Genomic DNA, 19,283 nt, shown 5'->3' with positions numbered 1-19,283 from the left:
GCCGGCGGCTCCTCCACTGTCCACCCCGACCTACGGTCTCAGTCGTTCACGTGCTTGCTTGATGCTTGTGCGAGCCGTGTCACGAGATCGTCCGGGACTGGCTTGCGCGGCGGGAAGGTGATGCCGGTCTTGCTGGTCTTGAAGCCTGCTTCTGCGAGCTCGTCGGCGTGCTCGGAAATCGCGGGGGCGAGGAAGTACAGCCCGATCTGTTTGCTGAATGCTGCGTAGCTCGCCACGACCGTGCCACGGGTTCGGAACCCTGGCATGTTGTACGCCATCATCTCCTCTGCTTCCGGGAGAGCATCGCGCAGGAGGCCTCGGAGGTGGTCGAGAACCGGGCGGAACGCTTCAGGCGCAGCGGCGATGTAGGAGTCGTGATCAGGGATGGTTTCCATGTCCTGGTCCTCTCAGAGGGGGAAACGGGAAACTCTAAACACGTCCGTTGCGCCAGTCCGTAGGCCGCGATCGTCTGCTCGCGCACACTCGGTGAACCCACTGCAGTCGGGAGGCCGGTCGATCTGTCCGGGATACTGACGAAATGACGGACTCCGCCCAGCGCAGCCGGCGCGAGCGGGTCGAAGTGGCTCGATGCGACGATCGTGCTCACTGGCGCTGCCGCCGTGCTGACCTACGTCTACGCACTCCTCCACGTGGTGAGTCTGGAATCAGACTACGAAGAGTGCACCAGGTGGCGGTCAGGCGGGTATGGCAGCGGTGCCGGATATGGACGGTTCCTGGGGCTCGAAGACGGGATCCTTCCGCCCAAGGCGGCGTGTCGATGGGGCGACGGATTCACGATGAACCACGTTCCCCAGTCGGCCAATCAACTCCTGCTCGTGATCGCGATCGTCTTGGTGGCGCTGGCCTCGGCCCGGGCGATATCGAGTTCGCTGCTGCCCACGCCGGCCCGAACAACAGAAACTCCCGGCCAGAACGTCTGACCGGGGAGTTCCTCATCTGGTGCGCGAGGGGGGAGTTGAACCCCCACGTCCTTTCGGACACACGGACCTGAACCGTGCGCGTCTGCCTATTCCGCCACCCGCGCGTGCCGACGCCGACCCAACGTGGGGCCGGTGCCTGCACAAGGTTAACACGCGTTGGCGGCTCACCCATCCCGTGCACGTAGGCTGTGATGTCGACGGACCGGATGCGGTGCCGCACCGCCGCCGGCGTGGAGTCACGTTCGGCGACGGGCCCATATCGAAACGGCTCCGAATCGCGGGTGCAACCAGGTTGATTGGCCGCTCACCGCTACCATCGGGGACACTGCAGCGGGGGCCGAAAGTTTTCGAGTGTCATCGGTGAAGGGAGGTGGACGTGGGAGTCCTGCAGCGCTTCGAGCGCAGGCTCGAAAGCATGGTCCAAGGCGCGTTCACTCGTGCTCTTCATTACGAGGTCCAGCCGGTCGAGATCGCGGCGGCCATCCAGCGTGAGCTCGACAACAACGCACAGATCGTCAGCCGCCAACGATCCCTGGTCCCCAACGATTTCGTCGTCGAGCTCGGCTCGGCCGACTACGAACGCTTGGCGCCGTACTCCGGCACCCTTGCGCCGGAGCTGATCGAACTGGCCCGCGAGCACGCCGAACTCCAGCACTATGCGTTCACCGGCCCGCCTCGGGTCCAGTTCGAACGCCACGACGACATCGGTACTGGCGACTTCCGCATCCGCAGCGCGGTACGAGCGGGCGTCGACCGCGGCGCGTCGTACTCGCCGACGTCAACCGCCGAGCAGCGCGCGGCTGCGTACCTCGTGATCAACGGTACCCAGCACCCCGTCGTCGCTCCCGGAATCGTCCTGGGCCGCGGCAGCGAGTGCGACATCCGCATCGACGACCCCGGTGTGTCGCGGCGCCACCTCGAGATCAGGGTGTACCAGCAGGGACCTCAGACCCAGCTCGTGGCCGTCGACCTGGGCTCGACCAACGGCACGGTCATCGACGGGGCTCGGGTCCCGCAGGCACCGATCACCAACGGCTCCCGCATCGTGCTCGGCTCCACCGTCGTCGACGTGCACCGGCACGGCTCCGGGGGGTGAACCGGTGTCGGAGCTGACCCTCACGGTCATCAAGCTGGGGTTCTTGGCGGTGCTGTGGCTGCTGATTCTCTCGGTCACGTCGGCCATGCGCGCCGACCTGTTCGGGGTGCGCCCGCCGAAGCAACCCAAGCCGCCCCGTGAGGCCCGAGAGGCCGCCCGCAAGCCGCGCAACACCAAGGGCGTGCCGACGAAGGCCGTGATCATCGAAGGCCCGGACAACGGGCGCACGGTGCCGCTCGACGGTGCACCGGTCACCTTCGGTCGCGGCAGTGACTGCACGGTGCCGTTGTCCGACGAGTACGTGTCGACACAGCACGCCCGGCTGCGGTTTCATGAGAACCAGTGGTACGTCGAGGATCTCGGGTCCACGAACGGCACCTACGTCGGCAACCAGCGGCTCACCCGCAGTACGCCGGTCAACGCCAAGAGCAGGTTCCGGCTCGGTAAGACCGTCGTCGAGCTGCGGAAGTAGGACCGATGCCCCTGATGCTGCGCTACGTCGCGCGCTCTGACGTCGGACTCGTTCGCGAAGGCAACGAGGACTCCGGCTACGCGGGCCCCTACCTCCTCGCCGTCGCTGATGGGATGGGCGGGCACGCCGCGGGCGAGGTAGCCAGTCAGGCCGCCATCGACGAGCTCGTCCTGGCCGAGCGCGACCCCAGTGGCTCGGACCCACTCGAGGCGCTGACCGGCGCCATCCAAGCCGCCAACGCGCGGATCCGCCAGCTCATCGTCGACGACGCCAGCCGCGAAGGCATGGGCACGACGGTGACCGCCCTGTTGTGGACCGGCGACGCGCTCGGCCTGGTCCACATCGGTGACTCCCGTGCCTATCTGCTTCGGGACGGCCAGCTTCGGCAGCTCACGCACGACCACACCTTCGTGCAGTCGCTCGTCGACGAGGGCCGCATCACGCTCGAAGAAGCCGGGGTACACCCGGCGCGATCGCTGATCCTCAAGGCGCTGCAAGGCCAGGCCGAGGTCGATCCCGACTTGATCCTGCTCGAGGTGGAACCCGGCGACCGGCTTCTGGTCTGCAGTGACGGGCTCACCGGCGTGGTCTCTGACGAGACCCTGCAGAAGACTCTGGTGGAAGCCGGCCAGCTCGACGACGCCGCCGACGAACTGGTCCGGCTCGCGTTGGCCGGCGGAGCTCCCGACAACGTCACCCTGGTGCTGGCCGACATCATCGAGACCGACACGCCGCGCCACCCGGACGACACCGCCGAGGCCTACCTCGTCGGCGCGGCCGCCAGCAACGAGCCGGGCGCGCCCGAACGGCACCACCGGCGCGGGCCCGGGGCGGCTCTACGCGGCCTGCTCGGCGCTGACGAGAAACCGATCGACCCCGACGACATCGAGGCCATGCGCTATGCGCCACAGCCTCCGCGCCGGTTCCCCTGGCTGCGCGCTCTGGTGATCGTCGCCGCGGTCGCCCTCATCGGCTGGGCCGCGCTAAATCTCGCCAACAACTGGGTCCGCAGCCAGTACTACGTCGCCGCCAGCTCCGGCCAAGTGGCCATCTATCAGGGTGTCAGCCAGGAGATCGGCCCGATCCGGCTGTCCGAGCTGTACGAGATCCCCGAAGGACTCCCGGTCGACGCGTTGCCTGGCATCTACCGCGATCAGGTGAACGAAACCATCACGGCGGACAATCTCGAAGACGCCCGCTCCAAGGTGGACTCGCTGCGCCTGCAAGCTTGCCGTGAACACGAGCGTCTGTCTCCCGATCAGACGCCGACCCCGACTCCGACGCCGACCCCGACTCCGACACCGTCGCCGTCGCGGTCACCGCGGACCTCTCCGCCGGCCGACAGCTCGACCACGCCCCGAACCGCCGAGGGGTCCGACGACACGCCGGACGACAACTCGAGCCGGACCGGCGGCTGGCTCGGCGACGACGTCGGCTTCCCAGGTCTGCTCTGTGCGGGTGCGCCATGAGTCTGGACCGTGCCCGGGCGCGTTCGCGCGTCGATCCTCCGGCCGACGAGGCCCTGGTTCCCCGCCGCGGTCGGGGCACCGAACTCGTCCTGTTGATCTTCGCCATCACCATCGCGACGTTCGCCTACGTCAACGTCGACCTCGGTGCGCTCGGCCGGGTGCCGCCGGATGCGCTGGCCTATCTGGGCGGTCTGGCGGTGGCCACCGGAATCGCGCACATCATCATCCGGATCCGGGCGCCGTACGCCGATCCGGTGATCCTGCCGATCGTGGTCACGTTGTGCGGGCTCGGGCTGGCGATGATCCACCGGCTGGACCTCGCGAACGAAACCTCGCATGCCACCATCCAGCTGACCTGGATGGCTGTCGGTGTTGCCCTGTTCGTCGCCGTGCTCATCTTCGTGCCGGACCATCGCGTGCTGTCGCGGTTGCCCTATCTCGCGGGCTTGACCGGACTGATCCTGCTCATCCTCCCGCTGCTCCCGTTGATCGGCCACTCGGTCCGGGGTGCGCGCATCTGGATCAACATCGGCGGCATGACCTTCCAGCCGGGTGAGGCCGCGAAGATCATCCTGATCATCGCGTTCGCCGCATATCTGGTGCAGAAGCGCGATGCGCTCGCGCTGGCCGGGCGGCGATTCCTGGGAATCGACCTGCCCCGGGCCCGCGATCTCGGGCCCATCGTGTTGGTGTGGCTGGCCGGACTGGGCATCCTGGTCGTGCAGAACGACCTCGGCCCTTCGGTGCTGCTGTTCGGCATCTTCGTGCTGATGATCTACGTGGCGACCGAGCGGATCTCGTGGATCATCCTCGGCCTGCTGCTCATCGGCGCCGGTGGCCTCGCCGCCAACGCGGTGGTCAGTCACGTCTCCCAGCGCGTCGACACCTGGCTCGACCCGTTCGTCGACCCCACCGGCCAGATCGCGCAGTCGTTGTACGGCCTGGCCTACGGCGGGTTGCTCGGCACCGGGCTCGGCCAGGGCCGGCCCGACATGATCCCGATCGCCGAGAGCGACTTCATCGGCGCTGCCCTGGGCGAGGAACTCGGCCTGGCCGGGCTGATCGCCGTGATTCTGCTCTACTCGCTGTTGACCACGCGCGGGCTGCGGGCAGCGCTGCTGATGCGTGATCCGTTCGGCAAGCTGCTGGCGGCAGGACTGGCGGCCGGGTTCTTCCTGCAGGTGTTCATCGTCCTCGGGGGTGTGACCAAGCTGATTCCGCTGACCGGCCTGACCACGCCGTTCCTGTCGCTCGGCGGCTCGTCACTGGTCATGAACTGGGTGCTGGTCGCGTTGCTGATCCGGCTGTCCGACGCTGCCCGCCGCCCGGCGCCGCCGCCGTCGTCATCGTCCGACGACACCGCGGTCACCCAGGTGGTGAGAATCCGATGAACTCGCCGATCCGCCGGATCTCCGCCGGCTGCCTCCTGCTGTGCTTCGCGCTGCTGGTCAACGTGACCTACGTCCAGGGGTTCTGGGCCGACGAGTTGAACGCTCGCTCTGAGAACCGTCGCGTCCTGCTCGACGAGTACTCCCGTGAACGGGGGCCCATCCTGCTCGCCGACGACACCCCGATCGCCCGGTCGGTCCCCGTGGACAGCGAGTACGCGTTCCTGCGTGAGTACCCGTACCCGGCCATGTACGCGCCGTTGACCGGCTACTACTCGTACTTCTACGGCCGCACCGCGTTGGAGCGGGCCCAGAACGACATCCTCTCCGGCGACGACGACCGCCTGTTCGTCCGCCGGTTGATCGACCTCGTCACCGGCGAGGACCCGAAGGGCGGCGCGGTCAAGCTCACCATCGACCCAGCCGCACAGGAAGCCGCCTGGGAAGGCCTCGAAGGTTACAAGGGTGCCGTCGTCGCCTTGGACGTCGAGACCGGGGCCATCCTCGCCGCGGCGAACCGGCCATCGTTCGATCCCAATGCGATGGCCAGCCATGACATCGAGGAGCAGACCGCCGCCAAGGAGTCGCTCGACTCCGACGAGGACCAGCCGGCGCTGAATCGAGCCCTCGCCCAGCGGCTGCCACCGGGCTCGGTGTTCAAGCTGGTCACCGCCGCGGCAGCGCTGGAGTCCGGGGAGATCGAGCCCGAGACCGACATCCCCGGCCCGGCCGAGTACGACCTGCCGCTCACCGACAACACGCTGGGCAACTACTTCGACGGCGAGTGCGGCCCCGGCGGCACGACCAACCTGATCGAGGCGCTGCGGATCTCGTGCAACACGGCTTTCGCCTACCTCGGCAACGAACTCGGCGACGACGCGCTACGCGAGCAGGCCGAACGTTTCGGCTTCAACACCCAGCCGCTGACCAACGACGACATGAACGCCGCCACGAGCGTCTTCCCCGACGAAGCCGACGAGCCGCAGACCGCGTACTCGGCCATCGGCCAGTTCGAGGTCGCCGCCACACCGCTGCAGATCGCCATGGTCTCCGCGGCCATCGCCAACGACGGCGTGCTGATGGAGCCCTACCTGGTCCGCGAGGTCCGCGGTCCCGACCTGGTCAGCGCCATCGAACAGACCGAACCCGAAGAGCGCTCCCAGGCAGTGTCCAAGGAGACGGCCGAACAGCTGACCGAGATGATGGTCGGGGTCGTGGAAGACGGCACCGGTTCGAATGCCCAGATCGATGGCATCGAGGTCGCGGGCAAGACCGGCACGGCGCAGACCGGACGAGACGACCCGCCGTACGCCTGGTTCACCTCGTTCGCGCCGGCCGACGAGCCCAAGGTGGCCGTCGCCGTCGTCATCGAAGAAGCTCCCGACACGGCCCGCGGCGACATCGGCGGCGGCGCGCTGGCCGCACCGATCGCCCGCGCTGTGATGGAGGCGGTACTCGGGTCATGACCACCCTGCACACCTCCACTGTTCGGTCAAGAGCAACACCGGGCATGCCGATACCGGTACGGTTCGCGTGCGCGAGGTCGAGACGAGAAAGGGCCGCAGAATGAACGAGCCGCGACTCCTCGGAGATCGCTACGAGCTGGGCGAGGTCATCGGCCGTGGCGGCATGGCCGAGGTCCGGCGCGGGCGCGATACCCGATTGGGCCGCACCGTGGCGCTCAAGATGCTGCGGGTCGACCATGCCGCCGACGCCACGTTCCAGGCCCGCTTCCGCCGGGAGGCTCAGTCCGCCGCGTCGTTGAACCACCGGACGATCGTGGCGGTGTACGACACCGGCGAGGACTACATCGACGGCAACCGCATCCCGTACATCGTCATGGAGTACGTCGAGGGCCAGACGCTGCGCGAGATGATCCAGGAGCGGGTGCGCTTCACCCCGGAACGCTCCATCGAGGTGCTCATCGCCGTGCTCGATGCCCTGGAGTACAGCCACCGGGCCGGCATCGTCCACCGCGACATCAAGCCGGGCAACGTCATGGTCACCACGACCGGCGAAGTCAAGGTCATGGACTTCGGCATCGCCCGTTCGCTCGCCGACACCGGGATGGCGCTGACACAGACCTCCGCCGTCGTCGGAACCGCGCAGTACATCTCGCCGGAGCAGGCCCGCGGCGAGCACGCCGATGCCCGCAGCGACCTCTACGCCAGCGGCTGCGTGCTGTACGAGCTGCTGACCGGGCGGCCACCGTTCGTGGGCGAGTCCCTGGTCTCCGTCGCGGTGTCGCACGTACGCGAGATGCCGACGCCGCCGTCGGCGCTCGACCCCACCATCCCGCCGGACCTCGACGCGATCGTGATGAAGTCGCTGGCCAAGGACCGGCTCGAGCGGTATCAGAGTGCGTACGACATGCGCACCGACCTCGAACGCGCCGCGGCCGGTCTGCCGGTGGCGGCCGCGGCCGACACATCGGCGGCCACGCAGCTGATCGCCCACGCGCCACCGGCCTCGGAAACCGAGGCGCTGCCGCTGGACGACGACACTCCGCTGCCCGATGAGGACGACGAAGACGAGCCCCGTGGCTTCAGTTGGTGGGCGGTCGCGCTCGGGTCGCTCGCGGTTCTGGCCATCGCGGGGCTGATCGGCTATCTGGTCTTTCAGTCCGGCGGGACGGCGCAGGCGACGGTGCCGAACCTGGTCGGCATGACGCAGGAGCAGGCCGAGGCCCGGCTGGCGGACGAAAACCTCGAAGTGCGAGCGCAGTCGCAGCCGACGGATGACGAGGACCAGGTCGGCACGGTCGTCAAGCAGGACCCGCCACCGTCGACCAGGGTCGACGAGCAGACCCCGGTGACGATCTTCGTCGGCGTGCCGCCCGACGACGTCGCCGTCCCATCCGTCGTCGGTTCATCGCTACAGGAGGCCCGGGACGCGATCGAGGGGGCCGGGCTGAACGTCGGCAACCAGACGGCCAGCAACAGCGATCGACCGGAGGGTGAGGTCCTCGAGACCGAGCCGGCCGGTGGTGAGGCCGTCCCGCCAGGCACGACGGTCAACATCGTCTACTCCAACGGCACGCAGACGGTCGAGGTTCCCGACCTCATCGGCGCCACACAGGAACAGGCCGAGGCTCAGCTCGAGCGACTCGGTCTCGTTCCCGACGTCGTCACCGAACCTGCCGATCAGCCGGAGGGGACCGTGTTCCGGCAGGTTCCCGAGCCGGGGGAGGAAGTCGACGAAGGCGAGACGGTCATCATCAGCGTCGCCGAGCGGCCTGACGAGCCGACCGACGAACCCACCGATGACAACCCCACCGACGAGCCCACGGACGGCACGGACTCTGGCGACGAGAACGGCGACACGGGCGGCGACGGCGGCGACGAAACCGGCGACACCGGTGGGGACGGCGGCGATGGTGGCGACCAGACCGGCAACGAATGGAACGGCGACCAGGAGGGCGGGATCATCGGCGCCGGCTGATCACCGGCGAGCCGATCCTCTCGCCGAGCGCCTCGTACCGTCGGGCCCCTGCACCAGCAGCGGTCAGGACGGCACGGGGCTGGGTGCCGGTGCGTGGTGCACCACTGGCGCCAGGCCCGCCGACCGCTCCACCGCGTCGGGGTCGCCGCAGATCGCCAGCCACTGACCGAGCATCCGGTGCCCGCCTTCGGTCAGCACCGATTCGGGGTGGAACTGCACACCCTCGACCGCGAGATCACGATGGCGCAGTGCCATGACCACGCCGCCCTCGGTGCGGGCCGTGACCGCGAGCTCGGCCGGCACGCTCGCCGGATCGACGGCCAGCGAGTGGTATCGCGTCGCCGTGAACGGCGAATTCAGCCCGGCCAGGACCCCCGCGCCGTCGTGGTGGACCGCGCTGGTCTTGCCGTGCAGGAGCTCCGGTGCGCGTTCGACGGTGGCGCCGTAGGCGACGGCGATGGCCTGCAGGCCCAAGCACACGCCGAACAGCGGGATTCGTCCAGCCGCCTGGTGAACCAGATCGACGCAGCCGCCGGCGTTCTCGGGGGTGCCGGGGCCGGGCGACAAGAGGATGCCGTCATAGCCGTCGACGCTGCCGATGTCGTCATTGCGGCGCACTTCGCACTCAGCGCCGAGCTGCGCCAAGTACTGCACGAGGTTGAAGACGAAGCTGTCGTAGTTGTCCACGACCAGGATGCGTGGCGTCACGAAGTGGTGCTCCCTCCGAGCGAGTAGGCCGGCATGGTGACCGTGCCTTCGTCGCTGACGTCGTAGGTCAGCCCCACGAGGTCGGCCCACGCACGGTACTCGTCCACAGCGGGCGAGTCGTTCAATGCTTTGCGCATCGCCTCGCGGTCGCCGATGGCGGTGATGGTGTACGGCGGGTAGTAGGTCCGGCCATGCAGGACCAGCACCGAGCCTTGGCAGCGGATGATGCTGTTCATCGACAACCGCTGATCCATGACGGTGATCGCCTCGGCTCCGCCGGCCCACAGCGCGTTGACGACGCCCTCGAGGTCTTGCTGATGCACGATGTAGTCCTCGACGTTGACCTCGTCGGAGTTCCCATCGGCCTTCGGCACGTTCTTCGCGTCGTCCAGCGTCACGGTCAAGCCAGGCCCGGCCACCGGAGTGAGACCAGCATGGGTCATGAGGGCTTCGGTACGTTCGTTGACCTCGGCCGTTTGGCTACTCTCGGCCGCCGCGGCGAGCTTCTCGATTTCGGCGGTCAGGTCCGCGACCCGATCTTCGAGCTCGCGGACCCGTTGTTCCTCGGTGCGGACCAGGTCGGAGAAGTCCAGGATGTCGCTACCACGCAGGTCATCGCCCTCGGCGGCCTTGGCGCTGATGACCAACAGGGTGCCGCAGAGGGCAAGCGCCACCGGGGCCGCGAGCTTCCATCCGCGGCCCGGGCCGGGCTGCTGGTCGATGGCGGCCACCTCCTGGCGTCACGTCGAGGCCATCGCGGTGTGGGCGGGCGCCTGCACTGACGACTACGCTAGCCGAACACACCGTTGACCTGACAACCGTCAAGATTGAGAGGACGGAACTCGTGCCCAAGTCTCGCAGCCGTCGCAAGGACGACTACACACCGCCGGACCGGGGCGAGGGCAAGGACCCGTTGGCTTCCAGCCCGTGGGTTGCCCCCACCATGGTCACTTTACTCCTCGTCGGCCTCATCTGGATCGTGGCGTATTACCTGGTGGGTGAGGACCTTCCGCTCATCCGCGATCTCGGCGGCTGGAACCTGTTGATCGGTATGGGGCTGATCGTGGGCGGCTTCATGACCGCCACCAAGTGGAAGTAGCGCAGAGCACCTTCCACACAGCCTGACCTGGGAAGCTGCCGCTGTCCACAAGGTATTGCACACCTGTGATTACACGCTTGTAATTCATCCCCACCTGGGGATACGCCTGTGGATAACTTCCGTTGGCGGGTGTGGACACTTGCGGGACAGGCGCTCAGGAGCAGGAGACGTCGAAGCGCTGTGGATCGCGCCGTTCCAGGCACGCGATCTCACAGCGCTTCGACGTTGGTGATCTAGGCGATCTGCACCACGACCACGGCCAGAGCTGCGGCCACACCGATGACGCAAGCGGCGATCGAAGCCGGCAGCCGGTACTGACGGGGCACATAGGCGAACACGGCGGCCAGCAGACTGCCCATCGCCAGCCCGCCGAGATGCGCACGCCAGTCGATGCCCTGGACCATGAACCCGAAGACGACGTTGATCCCCAGGATCGCCACGACGGCGCCGGTCTGGCGGCCGAGCTTGCGCATGATCACGAACAACGCGCCCATCAGGCCGAACACGGCGCCGGAGGCGCCCACCGAGACGAAGTACGGAGACGCCGCGGACAGCGAGGCCGCCGACCCGCCCAGCGCCGAGATCAGGTACAGCGAGATGAATCGCCACCGCCCGAGCACCGGCTCGAGCGCGCTGCCCAGGATCCACAGTGCGAGCATGTTCATGCCGATGTGCCAGATCTCTTCGTGGACGAACGCGACGGTGAGCAGTCGGTACCACTCACCGTCGGCGATGCCGATGGAATAGAGATCCTGCTGGCTACCCAGGACCAGCCCGAACCGTGCGGTGACCTCGGTCCAGTTGATGATGCCCTGGGACGCGAGAGCCAGATCGCGGGCGAGCGGCCCGTTGGTCCCGATGACGAGACCGAACAACCAGACGACGACGTTGATACCGATGAGCGTCTTGGTGACGACGTCGCCGCGCTCGCGTACGGCGCCACCGAGGACCGTCTTGCCCTGTCGCACGGACTTGTTGCCCTGAGCGACGCATTCCGGGCAATGAAAGCCCACCGGTGCCGCCGTCATGCAGTCCGGGCAGATGTAGCGCTCGCACCGCGAACAGCGGATGTAGGTCTCGCGCCCTGCATGGCGGTAGCAGGTCGGGACGGTTCCGCCAGCGCCGGGAGGCCCATTGGGCGAGCCCGCAGATCCGGTCATGACTCGGTCGGTCCCCGGCTCAGGACTCGGTGATGTCGACCGACTCGATGACGACGTCGTCGATCGGCCGGTCCATCCTGCCGGTGGGCACGTTCGAGATGGCGTCGACGACCTGCCGGCTCGATGCGTCGGCGACCTCGCCGAAGATCGTGTGCTTGCGGTTGAGATGCGGCTGCGGACCAACGGTGATGAAGAACTGCGAACCATTGGTGTTCGGGCCTGCGTTGGCCATGGCAAGCAGGTAGGGCCGGTCGAAGACCAGTTCCGGGTGGAACTCGTCGGCGAAGTCGTAGCCCGGCCCGCCGGTTCCGAGGCCCAGCGGGTCGCCGCCTTGGATCATGAACCCGGAGATGATGCGGTGCATGATCGTTCCGTCGTAGAGTTTGTCAGTGGTCTTCTGACCGGTCTCGGGGTGCACCCATTCGCGCTCGCCCTTGGCAAGCTCGACGAAGTTGCGCACCGTCTTCGGAGCATGATGGGGGAACAGTTGAACGGTGATGTCACCGTGGTTGGTATGCAGGGTGGCATGAAGCTGCTCGGCCACGGGTAAGCCTTTCACGTCGTATGAACTCGATTCGGTCCATCCTCCCACGGCGGGCCGTGCGTCAGCATACGGTCGTGACAAGGCATGATCGGCAAGGATGGACGGGGACTCCGGGCCCTGCGACACGTGATTGAGGAGGCCCAGCAGTGACCAAACTGTTGAAGATGCAGCGAAGCAGCCGTTCCGATGAGGCGAAAGACCGTGCGGCCGCGGTGGCCGACCAGGCGCGGTCAGCGGCAAAACAGTACGGGAAACGAGCCAAGGACGCCGCGTCGCCCATGGTGGGTACCGCCCGCGAGCGCATCACACCGGTCATGGAGTCCGCTGTCGAACGGGTCACGCCTGCTGTGCAGTCTGCGCGGGAGCGAGTCGGCCCCGCGGCTTCGCAGGCACGCGATACGTTCCTGAACGACGTCGTCCCGCGGGTCGCCGACACGGTCGCCGACGCTGCTGATCGGCTGTCCGAACGGGCGCACGATCTGTCCGACCGCTCGGCCGAGATCGCCCGGCAGGCCGAGAAACAGCGCAAGAAGAGTCGTCGCCGTAAGTTCGCTTTGGTGCTTGGAGGCTTCGCCGCAGGTGGAGCCGCCGTGGCCGCCATCCTTCGCCGTCGCAGCCAGTCCGACCAATGGACCACCTACGACCCGACGGCCGGGCCGTGGGCTCCGGCACCGGCGCCCGAGACCGAGCATGCGGAGTCGGAAAGTTCCCAGGCCGAACGTTCCGAGAGCGACGAGGCGGGCGACAAGCCGAGCGACCAAGCCGACAGCGACTCGAAGTCAACCGGCGGTGACGACACCACGGCTTCCTCGACCTCGTCGGCCACGTCTGCTGCCAAGGAGTCCGCGAGCAACGACACGGCGCAGGCCGACGACGCTGCCGGCCCGGTCGAGAAGTCGGCTCAGCGCGCCACCAAGAAGACCACGTCGAAGCGGTCCACCGCCAAGAAGTCAGCGCCGGCCGCCACGAACCAGGCCACCCTGGACGACGGGCACAAGTGATCCGTCCTGGTCGCGCTTGGTCGTCGCCGCGTCAGCCGACCACGGCCTCCAGCGTGACCATGTCGGCCAACACCGCCGCTGCCGCCTGAACCACCGGCACGGCCAGCAACGCTCCGGTTCCTTCGCCGAGCCGCAGACCGAGCTCGATCAAGGCCGGATGATCGAGCCGGTCGCCGAGGGTTGTGCCGCCTCGTTCCGCGGAGGTGTGCCCGGCGATGACGTAACCGGCCGCCGCGGGGCACAGTTCGATGGCGGCCAGCACGGCCGCGCCCGACACCACACCGTCGGCCACCACCGGCACCCGCGCGGCCGCGGCCGCGAGCACCGTTCCGGCCAGCGCCGCATGCTCCAATCCGCCCAGCGAGGCCAGTGTCCGCAACGGATCCCGGTCGGGTCCATGCCGATGCAGCGCGGTACGGACGACGTCGAGCTTGCGCGGGGTACGCGAGTCGTCGGCGTTGGCGCCATGGCCGGTCACCGCGGCCGGGTCGGCTCCGGTGAACGCGCTGAGCAGACACGCCGTCGCCGTGGTGTTGCCGATGCCCACCTCGCCGGTGACCAGGAGGTCGGTACCGTTCGCGATCAGTTCGGTCGCCGTTGCGGCGCCCGCGGCCATCGCGGCGGCGCATTCGTCCACGGTCATCGCCGGCTCGATCATGATGTCGCGGGTACCGCGCCGGACGCGGAGATCGCGGACCCCAGGCGGGCACGTCCCCGCGCGCACGGTTCCGACGTCGACGATGGTCACGTCGGCACCCACGGAGCGAGCGATGGCGTTCACCGCGGCGCCGCCCGAGGCGATCGTCGACACCATCGCCTCGGTGACGCTCTGCGGCCAGTCCGAGATCCCCTCGGCATGCACGCCGTGGTCACCGGCCGCGACGACGACGGCCGGCGACGCAGGAACCGGAGGCGGGCACTGGGCACTCATCGCGGCCAGCCGCGCACCCAGCTCCTCGAGTCGCCCCAGGCTGCCCGACGGCTTCGCCAGCGACCGGTGCCGCGCCCGGGCTGCCTCGGCCGCTGCCGGCTCGACGTCGGCTACGGCCTTGACGAGTTCGTCGACGGTCAGGACTTCGGTCATCAGTGCCTACTTCCGGGTGATCGTGGTCAGGGCCGTGACGACGAGCGCGTTGGTCTCGCGGTCACGTACGGCGAGTCGGATCGCGCGGTCGTCCAGTCCGGGAAAGGTGTCCGCCCGCCGGGCGGCGAGGCCGTGGTCGAGCAGCCGCGCCCGCAAGCCCGGTTGGGGCCCGCGGACCAAGACGAAGTTCGCGGCGCTGTCCCAGACCGTGAGGTCCGGTATCCGACGCAACCCGGCGACGAATTCCGCCCGTAGTCCGGCGACGGTGTCGGCTCGCGTGCGTCGCTCGGTTTCGGCGCCAGCGAGAGCTTCGGTGGCGAGCAGCGCCAACGCGTTGGAGCTCCAGGGTTGACGCGCTGCCGCGAGCCGTCCGATCAAGGGGGCTGGGCCGATGACGTAGCCGACTCGCAGCCCGGCCAGCCCCCAGACTTTCGTCAGGCTGCGCACCGAGACCACGCCGGGTAGGTCCGCTCGCCCGGCCACGCCGTCGGCGTCGGCGAGGAATTCGGTGAACGCCTCGTCCACCACGACGACGCGCCCCGGGCGGGCGAGGCGTTCGATCACACTCAACGGGTCCAGCACACCGGTCGGGTTGTCCGGGCGTCCCAGTACCACCAGGTCGGCGGCGTCAGGGATCGCGGCCGGGTCGAGCGCCCAGTCGCGCTCCGGCGACCGGAAGACCCGCGTGACCGGCACGTCCGCGGCTCGCAAGGCCGCTTCCGGTTCGGTGAACGAGGGATGCACGCAGGCCGCGAGCCGGGGCCGTAGGACCTGCGCGATCAGCCAGAACGCTTCAGCGGCGCCGTTCACGGTGAGGCACTGCTCGGGCGGGCGGCCATGCCGTGCGGCTGCGGCGGCCCGTGCGGCGGTGTCGTCGGGGTAGGCGGCAAGGTCGGCGGCCGCGGCGGCCAGACGCTCGGCCAGCCACGTCGGCGGCCCGGGGAGCACATTCACCGCCAGGTCGACCACGCCGTCGGGTACCTGGGTGTCGCCGTGCTCGCGCAGCTCGGGGAACGACGCGGTGTCGTTCGGCGACGCGTCGGAGGGCTCGACCGCCCGCTCGACGGCATCAGGCTCCAGCCGAACCGTCCGCCCGGCCACCACCAGCAGGACCTCGTCGGCGACCGCGGACAGCTCTTGCAAGCACAGGCCGTGCAGATCCACATAGGCCCGCGCTCCGGCACCCATCACGTGGGGACCGAGACCAGGCTGGCCGGCGATGATCAAGACATCGCGGTCGCCGTCGACCACCGCGGTGATGAACTCCCGTAGCCGAGTCAGGATCGCCTTCTCGGCGTCGTCGCGGCGGCCCGGGTCCGGGGCATCGTCGCCGACGACGAAACCCGTCTCCTCCAACGACTCGACCAACCACGTGTCGAGCGCGTCCACCAGCACGAACGCGCCCGGCCCGGCCTCGCTCACGGCGGCAGCCAGGTCGAACGACTCGATGGTGCGCCAATCGGCCGGACGGTCGGCACGGTGGCGCCGTACCCGGGCGGCGAACTCGTCGTCGCGCACGACGGCCGGGGCCACCACGACCACGGGCCGTCCACTCGCGCTCGCGCGCCGGACGGCCAGCCCCGACTTCCCGGACTTCTGTCCACCGACCAGCACGCTCAGGCGTCCCATGTGTTCTCCTCGGTCACAGCAACCCTTCCCGGGCGAGGCCGGCGACGACGGCGGTCACCGTCAGGTTGGTCAGTGCCACCCCGGCGCCGAACATGTCGCCGGTGATCCCACCGATCCGACGCTTGGCCACCCCGCGGACCGCGAGCACCGGGACAACGGCGGCGGCGAGCACCACCGGCGCCCACCAGCCGGTACACGCGACGACCGCCACGCCGACGGTGCCGTTGGCCACGGCCATGCCGGCCGGTCCCACCGGGTACAGGTGCGCGCTCTTGCTGTCCGGCCGGACTTGCGGCAGCGCGAGTTCGAGCACCAACGGCGACGCCCGGCCCACGACGTGACCGGCCACGAGCACCCGAGCCACGTCGGCCAGGTCGCCGGCACCGAAGCCGAGCAGGATCGCCACGCGCAGGAGGAGGTCACTGACCAGGGCGACGATGCCGTAAGTGCCCATCCGGCTGTCGCGCATGATCTCGAGCCGCCGGTCGACGGTCGCGCCGCCCCACAACCCGTCCGCGGTGTCGGCCAACCCGTCCTCGTGGAAGGCGCCGGTGACCAACACCGTCGCCACGACGCTCAGCACGGCGCCAGCGGCGGGGCCCAGCGTCGTCGTGCCGACCCACCACGTGGCGACGCCCACCGCTGCCACGATCGCGCCGACCAGCGGGTACCACATGGTGGACCGGGAAAGGCCGGCATCCGGTGGATCGATACGTCCCACCGGGATGCGCGTGAGGAACCCGATGGCCGCACGCAGCCCGCGAACCGCCGACATCAGTAGTCGATGCCGCGACGGGCGAAGATGCCGCGGTCGTAGGCGTGGGACACCTTGCGCATCTCGGTGACGGTGTCGGCCAGATCGACCAACGCCGCTGGGGCGTCCCGGCCGGTACACATGACGTTGACGGTCTCGACCCGGCCGCGGATCGCGTCCACGACCTCGTCGGTGTCGATCCAGCCCCAGTTCATCGGGTAGGTGATCTCGTCAAGCAAGACGAACTGGTGCTCACCGTTAGCCAGGAGGTTCCGGGTGTGCCGCCACGCCTCGACGGCGCGGGCTTGCGACTCGTCGATGTCTTTGGACTCCCACGAGAACCCGTCGCCGAGCGTCCACCAGTCCGCGCCGAGCTCGCGCAGGATCGCCTCTTCGCCGGTTCGCCACTTGCCGGACTTGATGAACTGCACGACGGCGACGTTCCACTTGCGCGCCAGCGAGCGCATCGCGACCCCGAACGCCGCGGTGGACTTGCCCTTGCCGTGGCCGGTGTTGACCATCACCACGGAGGCGACGTTGACCCGTTCCGGCCGGGGCGGGCGTTCGGTCCGGGGCGCGTCACTCATGATCATTTCACCAATCGTCGAAGGAAATCGGTATCGAGGTGCTCGCTGACGGCGTCGGCCAGCAGGTCGTACGTGTCGTCCGCCGTGCGCCGGGGCCGATGGCCGAACAGCGCCTCCAGGACCGCCGGGTCCTCGAGCAGTCCGTGCAGGTACCAGCCGGCGACGTTGCCGTGCGCGACCACCAGCGCGTCCGCGGTGGCGACGTCCACGTGACCGTGCACGTCGGTGCGTCCGTGCCGGATCTCGTAACCGTCGACGTCCAGGCCGGCCAGCCCGTGCCACGGTGGTGCCAACCCGGCCGGGAGCCGCGCGCCCCGCTGCCGCACGATCTTGTCCGCCGCGAATGTCGTGGCCAGCGGCAAGAGCCCGAGCGCAGGCCCGGAGCCGTCCACACCGTGCGGGTCGTCCAGGCTGGTTCCCAGCAGCTGCAGCCCGCCGCAGACACCGAGGACGGACACGCCGGCACCGGCAGCGGTGCGCACCGCGTCGTCGAGCCCGGTTCGCCGCAACCAGGCGAGGTCGGCAGCCACGTGCTTCGACCCGGGCAGGATCACCATCGACGCCCCGTGCAGCGCCGCCGGCTCGCGGGCCCACCGGACGTCGGCCACCTGCTCGAGTGGGACGAACTCGTCCAGGTTGGAGGCCGCTGGGTAGCGCACGACGGCGACGGTAGGCCCGTCGGGCCGCGCCGACGTGTCGTGCAGTGCGGCGCCGTCCTCGTCGGGCAGATCGTGGCGCAGCATCGGCACGACGCCGATGGTCGGCACCCCGGTCAACCGCTCGAGCTGCTCCGGCGCCGGCGGCAACAGCCGGGCATCGCCGCGGAACCGGTTGAGCACGAAACCGGCGATCCGGGCCCGTTGACGCTCGGGCAGCAGCGACCACGTGCCGTACAGGTGCGCAAACGCTCCGCCGCGATCGATGTCGACGGCCAGCAACACCGCGGCGTCGGCGCGTTCGGCCACCCGCATGTTGACGATGTCGTCAGCGGCGAGGTTGATCTCCGCCGGGCTGCCCGCCCCTTCGATGACCACCACGTCGAACTCGTCGAGCAGATCGGCGAGCGCGTTCTCGACGACGGGCCACAGCGCCCGGCTCCGCGACCGCCACGGACGGCGCGACAGCTCGTGGTCGACCTGACCGAGGCGGACCACCTGGCTGCCGCCCGCTTCCGGTTTGAGCAAAATCGGGTTCATCCGAACGTCGGGTTTCACACCGGCGGCACGCGCTTGTAGCCACTGGGCGACGCCGATCTCGCCGCCGTCCACGACGCGCGCGTTGTTCGACATGTTCTGCGCCTTGAACGGCGCGACGCTCATGCCCTGCCGGGCCAGCCAGCGGCACAGCGCGGTGGTCAGCAGGCTCTTGCCCGCCCAACTGGTGCAGCCTTGGATCATGATCGCGGTCATCGGCGCCACCAGGCCCCGACGGCCGCCCGCACGGCCGCGACGACGGCCATCCCGCCGGCCAGCGCTACGCCGCGACGTCGAACGAGCCGCAGCGCTGTATCGGTGTCCGCCGGCGTCGGGGACGGCCGGTGACGGGCCAGGACGTAGCTGCCGGGCTTGTCCAGGCGCACCCCCAACCGCAACGCCAGCGCCGCCATCGGCCAGCCTGCGTTCGGCGATGGCGTCCTGGCTGCTTCGCGGCGCAGCGTGGCCAGCCGCACGCCCGGCATCGCCAGGCCCACGCCGGTCATCCGGGCAGGGACGAGATTGAGCAGGTCGTCGACGCGCGCTGCGATCATGCCCGCGTGTCGCCAGCGTGGTGTCCGGTAGCCCCAGACCGCGTCCGCGGTGTTCGCGTACCGGTACAAGGCGGCAGCCGGCAGCCCACCGAGGCCGAACCACAGCAGCGGCGCGATCACCGAATCGGACAAGTTCTCGCCCAGCGACTCGATCGCCGCCTGA

20 protein-coding genes and 1 tRNA gene are annotated in these 19,283 nt (G+C 69.0%); 9 read left to right on the top strand and 12 right to left on the bottom strand.

Features of this window, described 5'->3' with window-relative positions; genetic code table 11:
* Positions 1 to 38: 38 nt before the first annotated feature.
* Positions 39 to 395, bottom strand: coding sequence for a DUF1801 domain-containing protein (locus M6444_RS21480; RefSeq protein ID WP_298332178.1), 357 nt, complete (start codon positions 393 to 395; stop codon positions 39 to 41).
* 402 nt (positions 396 to 797) lie between these two features.
* On the opposite strand from M6444_RS21480, the gene M6444_RS21475 reads away from it, so the two are divergent.
* On the top strand, positions 798 to 941 hold the full coding sequence (locus tag M6444_RS21475; RefSeq protein ID WP_298332175.1) for a hypothetical protein: 144 nt from the start codon (positions 798 to 800) through the stop codon (positions 939 to 941).
* A 17-nt stretch (positions 942 to 958) separates the two neighbouring features.
* Here the strand turns inward: M6444_RS21475 and M6444_RS21470 are convergent.
* A tRNA-Leu gene (locus tag M6444_RS21470) sits at positions 959 to 1,045 on the bottom strand.
* A 272-nt stretch (positions 1,046 to 1,317) separates the two neighbouring features.
* Here M6444_RS21470 and M6444_RS21465 point away from each other — a divergent pair.
* From M6444_RS21465 to pknB, 6 genes are all read left to right on the top strand, one after another.
* Positions 1,318 to 2,037 carry a DUF3662 and FHA domain-containing protein gene (locus M6444_RS21465; protein WP_298332172.1) on the top strand — a complete coding sequence of 240 codons (720 nt, stop codon included), beginning with the start codon at positions 1,318 to 1,320 and terminating at the stop codon, positions 2,035 to 2,037.
* A 4-nt stretch (positions 2,038 to 2,041) separates the two neighbouring features.
* Complete coding sequence (locus M6444_RS21460) at positions 2,042 to 2,509, top strand: FHA domain-containing protein (protein WP_298332169.1); 468 nt, start codon at positions 2,042 to 2,044, stop codon at positions 2,507 to 2,509.
* A gap of 5 nt (positions 2,510 to 2,514) precedes the next feature.
* A complete protein-coding gene (locus M6444_RS21455; protein ID WP_298332166.1) occupies positions 2,515 to 3,978 on the top strand; it encodes a PP2C family serine/threonine-protein phosphatase in 1,464 nt (487 codons plus the stop codon).
* Positions 3,975 to 5,369: an FtsW/RodA/SpoVE family cell cycle protein gene (locus M6444_RS21450; RefSeq protein ID WP_298332163.1), complete on the top strand. Its 1,395-nt coding sequence runs from the start codon at positions 3,975 to 3,977 to the stop codon at positions 5,367 to 5,369. The genes M6444_RS21455 and M6444_RS21450 overlap by 4 nt, the downstream gene beginning before the upstream one ends.
* Positions 5,366 to 6,832, top strand: coding sequence for a penicillin-binding protein 2 (locus M6444_RS21445; RefSeq protein ID WP_298332160.1), 1,467 nt, complete (start codon positions 5,366 to 5,368; stop codon positions 6,830 to 6,832). The genes M6444_RS21450 and M6444_RS21445 overlap by 4 nt, the downstream gene beginning before the upstream one ends.
* Before the next feature lie 100 nt (positions 6,833 to 6,932).
* Positions 6,933 to 8,807, top strand: coding sequence for a Stk1 family PASTA domain-containing Ser/Thr kinase (gene pknB, locus M6444_RS21440; protein WP_298332158.1), 1,875 nt, complete (start codon positions 6,933 to 6,935; stop codon positions 8,805 to 8,807).
* Positions 8,808 to 8,870: 63 nt separating this feature from the next.
* Here pknB and M6444_RS21435 read toward each other — a convergent pair whose 3' ends face one another.
* Together M6444_RS21435 and M6444_RS21430 are read right to left on the bottom strand one after the other, a co-directional pair.
* Positions 8,871 to 9,515, bottom strand: a complete 645-nt coding sequence (locus M6444_RS21435; RefSeq protein WP_298332155.1) for an aminodeoxychorismate/anthranilate synthase component II — start codon at positions 9,513 to 9,515, stop codon at positions 8,871 to 8,873.
* Positions 9,512 to 10,246, bottom strand: a complete 735-nt coding sequence (locus M6444_RS21430) for a DUF881 domain-containing protein (protein ID WP_298332152.1) — start codon at positions 10,244 to 10,246, stop codon at positions 9,512 to 9,514. Before M6444_RS21430 ends, M6444_RS21435 begins: the two co-directional genes overlap by 4 nt.
* A gap of 113 nt (positions 10,247 to 10,359) precedes the next feature.
* Here M6444_RS21430 and M6444_RS21425 point away from each other — a divergent pair, with 113 nt between their 5' ends.
* Positions 10,360 to 10,614, top strand: a complete 255-nt coding sequence (locus M6444_RS21425) for a cell division protein CrgA (RefSeq protein WP_298332149.1) — start codon at positions 10,360 to 10,362, stop codon at positions 10,612 to 10,614.
* A 233-nt stretch (positions 10,615 to 10,847) separates the two neighbouring features.
* Here the strand turns inward: M6444_RS21425 and M6444_RS21420 are convergent, their stop codons facing one another.
* Together M6444_RS21420 and M6444_RS21415 are read right to left on the bottom strand one after the other, a co-directional pair.
* Positions 10,848 to 11,774, bottom strand: a complete 927-nt coding sequence (locus M6444_RS21420) for a rhomboid family intramembrane serine protease (RefSeq protein WP_298332147.1) — start codon at positions 11,772 to 11,774, stop codon at positions 10,848 to 10,850.
* 19 nt (positions 11,775 to 11,793) lie between these two features.
* Positions 11,794 to 12,318 carry a peptidylprolyl isomerase gene (locus tag M6444_RS21415; RefSeq protein WP_298332202.1) on the bottom strand — a complete coding sequence of 175 codons (525 nt, stop codon included), beginning with the start codon at positions 12,316 to 12,318 and terminating at the stop codon, positions 11,794 to 11,796.
* Between the two features lie 278 nt (positions 12,319 to 12,596).
* On the opposite strand from M6444_RS21415, the gene M6444_RS21410 reads away from it, so the two are divergent.
* Complete coding sequence (locus M6444_RS21410) at positions 12,597 to 13,319, top strand: hypothetical protein (protein ID WP_298332144.1); 723 nt, start codon at positions 12,597 to 12,599, stop codon at positions 13,317 to 13,319.
* Between the two features lie 31 nt (positions 13,320 to 13,350).
* Here the strand turns inward: M6444_RS21410 and cobT are convergent, their stop codons facing one another.
* From cobT to M6444_RS21380, 6 genes are all read right to left on the bottom strand, one after another.
* Complete coding sequence (cobT, locus tag M6444_RS21405; protein ID WP_298332141.1) at positions 13,351 to 14,403, bottom strand: nicotinate-nucleotide--dimethylbenzimidazole phosphoribosyltransferase; 1,053 nt, start codon at positions 14,401 to 14,403, stop codon at positions 13,351 to 13,353.
* Positions 14,404 to 14,409: 6 nt separating this feature from the next.
* The gene (gene cobC / locus M6444_RS21400; RefSeq protein ID WP_298332138.1) at positions 14,410 to 16,032 is read right to left on the bottom strand and encodes an Rv2231c family pyridoxal phosphate-dependent protein CobC; all 1,623 of its coding nucleotides are present in this window, start codon (positions 16,030 to 16,032) and stop codon (positions 14,410 to 14,412) included.
* A gap of 13 nt (positions 16,033 to 16,045) precedes the next feature.
* A complete protein-coding gene (locus tag M6444_RS21395) occupies positions 16,046 to 16,807 on the bottom strand; it encodes an adenosylcobinamide-GDP ribazoletransferase (RefSeq protein WP_298332136.1) in 762 nt (253 codons plus the stop codon).
* Positions 16,807 to 17,379: a cob(I)yrinic acid a,c-diamide adenosyltransferase gene (gene cobO, locus M6444_RS21390; protein ID WP_298332133.1), complete on the bottom strand. Its 573-nt coding sequence runs from the start codon at positions 17,377 to 17,379 to the stop codon at positions 16,807 to 16,809. Before cobO ends, M6444_RS21395 begins: the two co-directional genes overlap by 1 nt.
* Positions 17,376 to 18,782, bottom strand: coding sequence for a cobyric acid synthase (locus M6444_RS21385; RefSeq protein WP_298332130.1), 1,407 nt, complete (start codon positions 18,780 to 18,782; stop codon positions 17,376 to 17,378). The genes cobO and M6444_RS21385 overlap by 4 nt, the downstream gene beginning before the upstream one ends.
* Positions 18,779 to 19,283: CobD/CbiB family cobalamin biosynthesis protein (locus M6444_RS21380; protein WP_298332127.1), on the bottom strand; the 505-nt coding region annotated here is incomplete at its 5' end. The genes M6444_RS21380 and M6444_RS21385, both read right to left, overlap by 4 nt.

It is taken from the genome of Haloactinopolyspora sp., assembly GCF_027324685.1.
Lineage (GTDB): Bacteria > Actinomycetota > Actinomycetes > Jiangellales > Jiangellaceae > Haloactinopolyspora.
This window is presented reverse-complemented; position numbering and strand designations above follow the sequence as displayed.

Excerpts from the sequence above, each read along its gene's own strand:
- M6444_RS21480 (WP_298332178.1), bottom strand. The coding sequence starts at position 395 with ATGGAAACCATCCCTGATCACGACTCCTACATCGCCGCTGCGCCTGAA.
- M6444_RS21475 (WP_298332175.1), top strand. The coding sequence starts at position 798 with ATGAACCACGTTCCCCAGTCGGCCAATCAACTCCTGCTCGTGATCGCG.
- M6444_RS21455 (WP_298332166.1), top strand. The coding sequence starts at position 2,515 with ATGCCCCTGATGCTGCGCTACGTCGCGCGCTCTGACGTCGGACTCGTT.
- M6444_RS21450 (WP_298332163.1), top strand. The coding sequence starts at position 3,975 with ATGAGTCTGGACCGTGCCCGGGCGCGTTCGCGCGTCGATCCTCCGGCC.
- M6444_RS21445 (WP_298332160.1), top strand. The coding sequence starts at position 5,366 with ATGAACTCGCCGATCCGCCGGATCTCCGCCGGCTGCCTCCTGCTGTGC.
- pknB (WP_298332158.1), top strand. The coding sequence starts at position 6,933 with ATGAACGAGCCGCGACTCCTCGGAGATCGCTACGAGCTGGGCGAGGTC.
- M6444_RS21420 (WP_298332147.1), bottom strand. The coding sequence starts at position 11,774 with ATGACCGGATCTGCGGGCTCGCCCAATGGGCCTCCCGGCGCTGGCGGA.
- M6444_RS21410 (WP_298332144.1), top strand. The coding sequence starts at position 12,597 with ATGGTGGGTACCGCCCGCGAGCGCATCACACCGGTCATGGAGTCCGCT.
- cobT (WP_298332141.1), bottom strand. The coding sequence starts at position 14,403 with ATGACCGAAGTCCTGACCGTCGACGAACTCGTCAAGGCCGTAGCCGAC.
- cobC (WP_298332138.1), bottom strand. The coding sequence starts at position 16,032 with ATGGGACGCCTGAGCGTGCTGGTCGGTGGACAGAAGTCCGGGAAGTCG.
- M6444_RS21395 (WP_298332136.1), bottom strand. The coding sequence starts at position 16,807 with ATGTCGGCGGTTCGCGGGCTGCGTGCGGCCATCGGGTTCCTCACGCGC.
- cobO (WP_298332133.1), bottom strand. The coding sequence starts at position 17,379 with ATGATCATGAGTGACGCGCCCCGGACCGAACGCCCGCCCCGGCCGGAA.
- M6444_RS21385 (WP_298332130.1), bottom strand. The coding sequence starts at position 18,782 with ATGACCGCGATCATGATCCAAGGCTGCACCAGTTGGGCGGGCAAGAGC.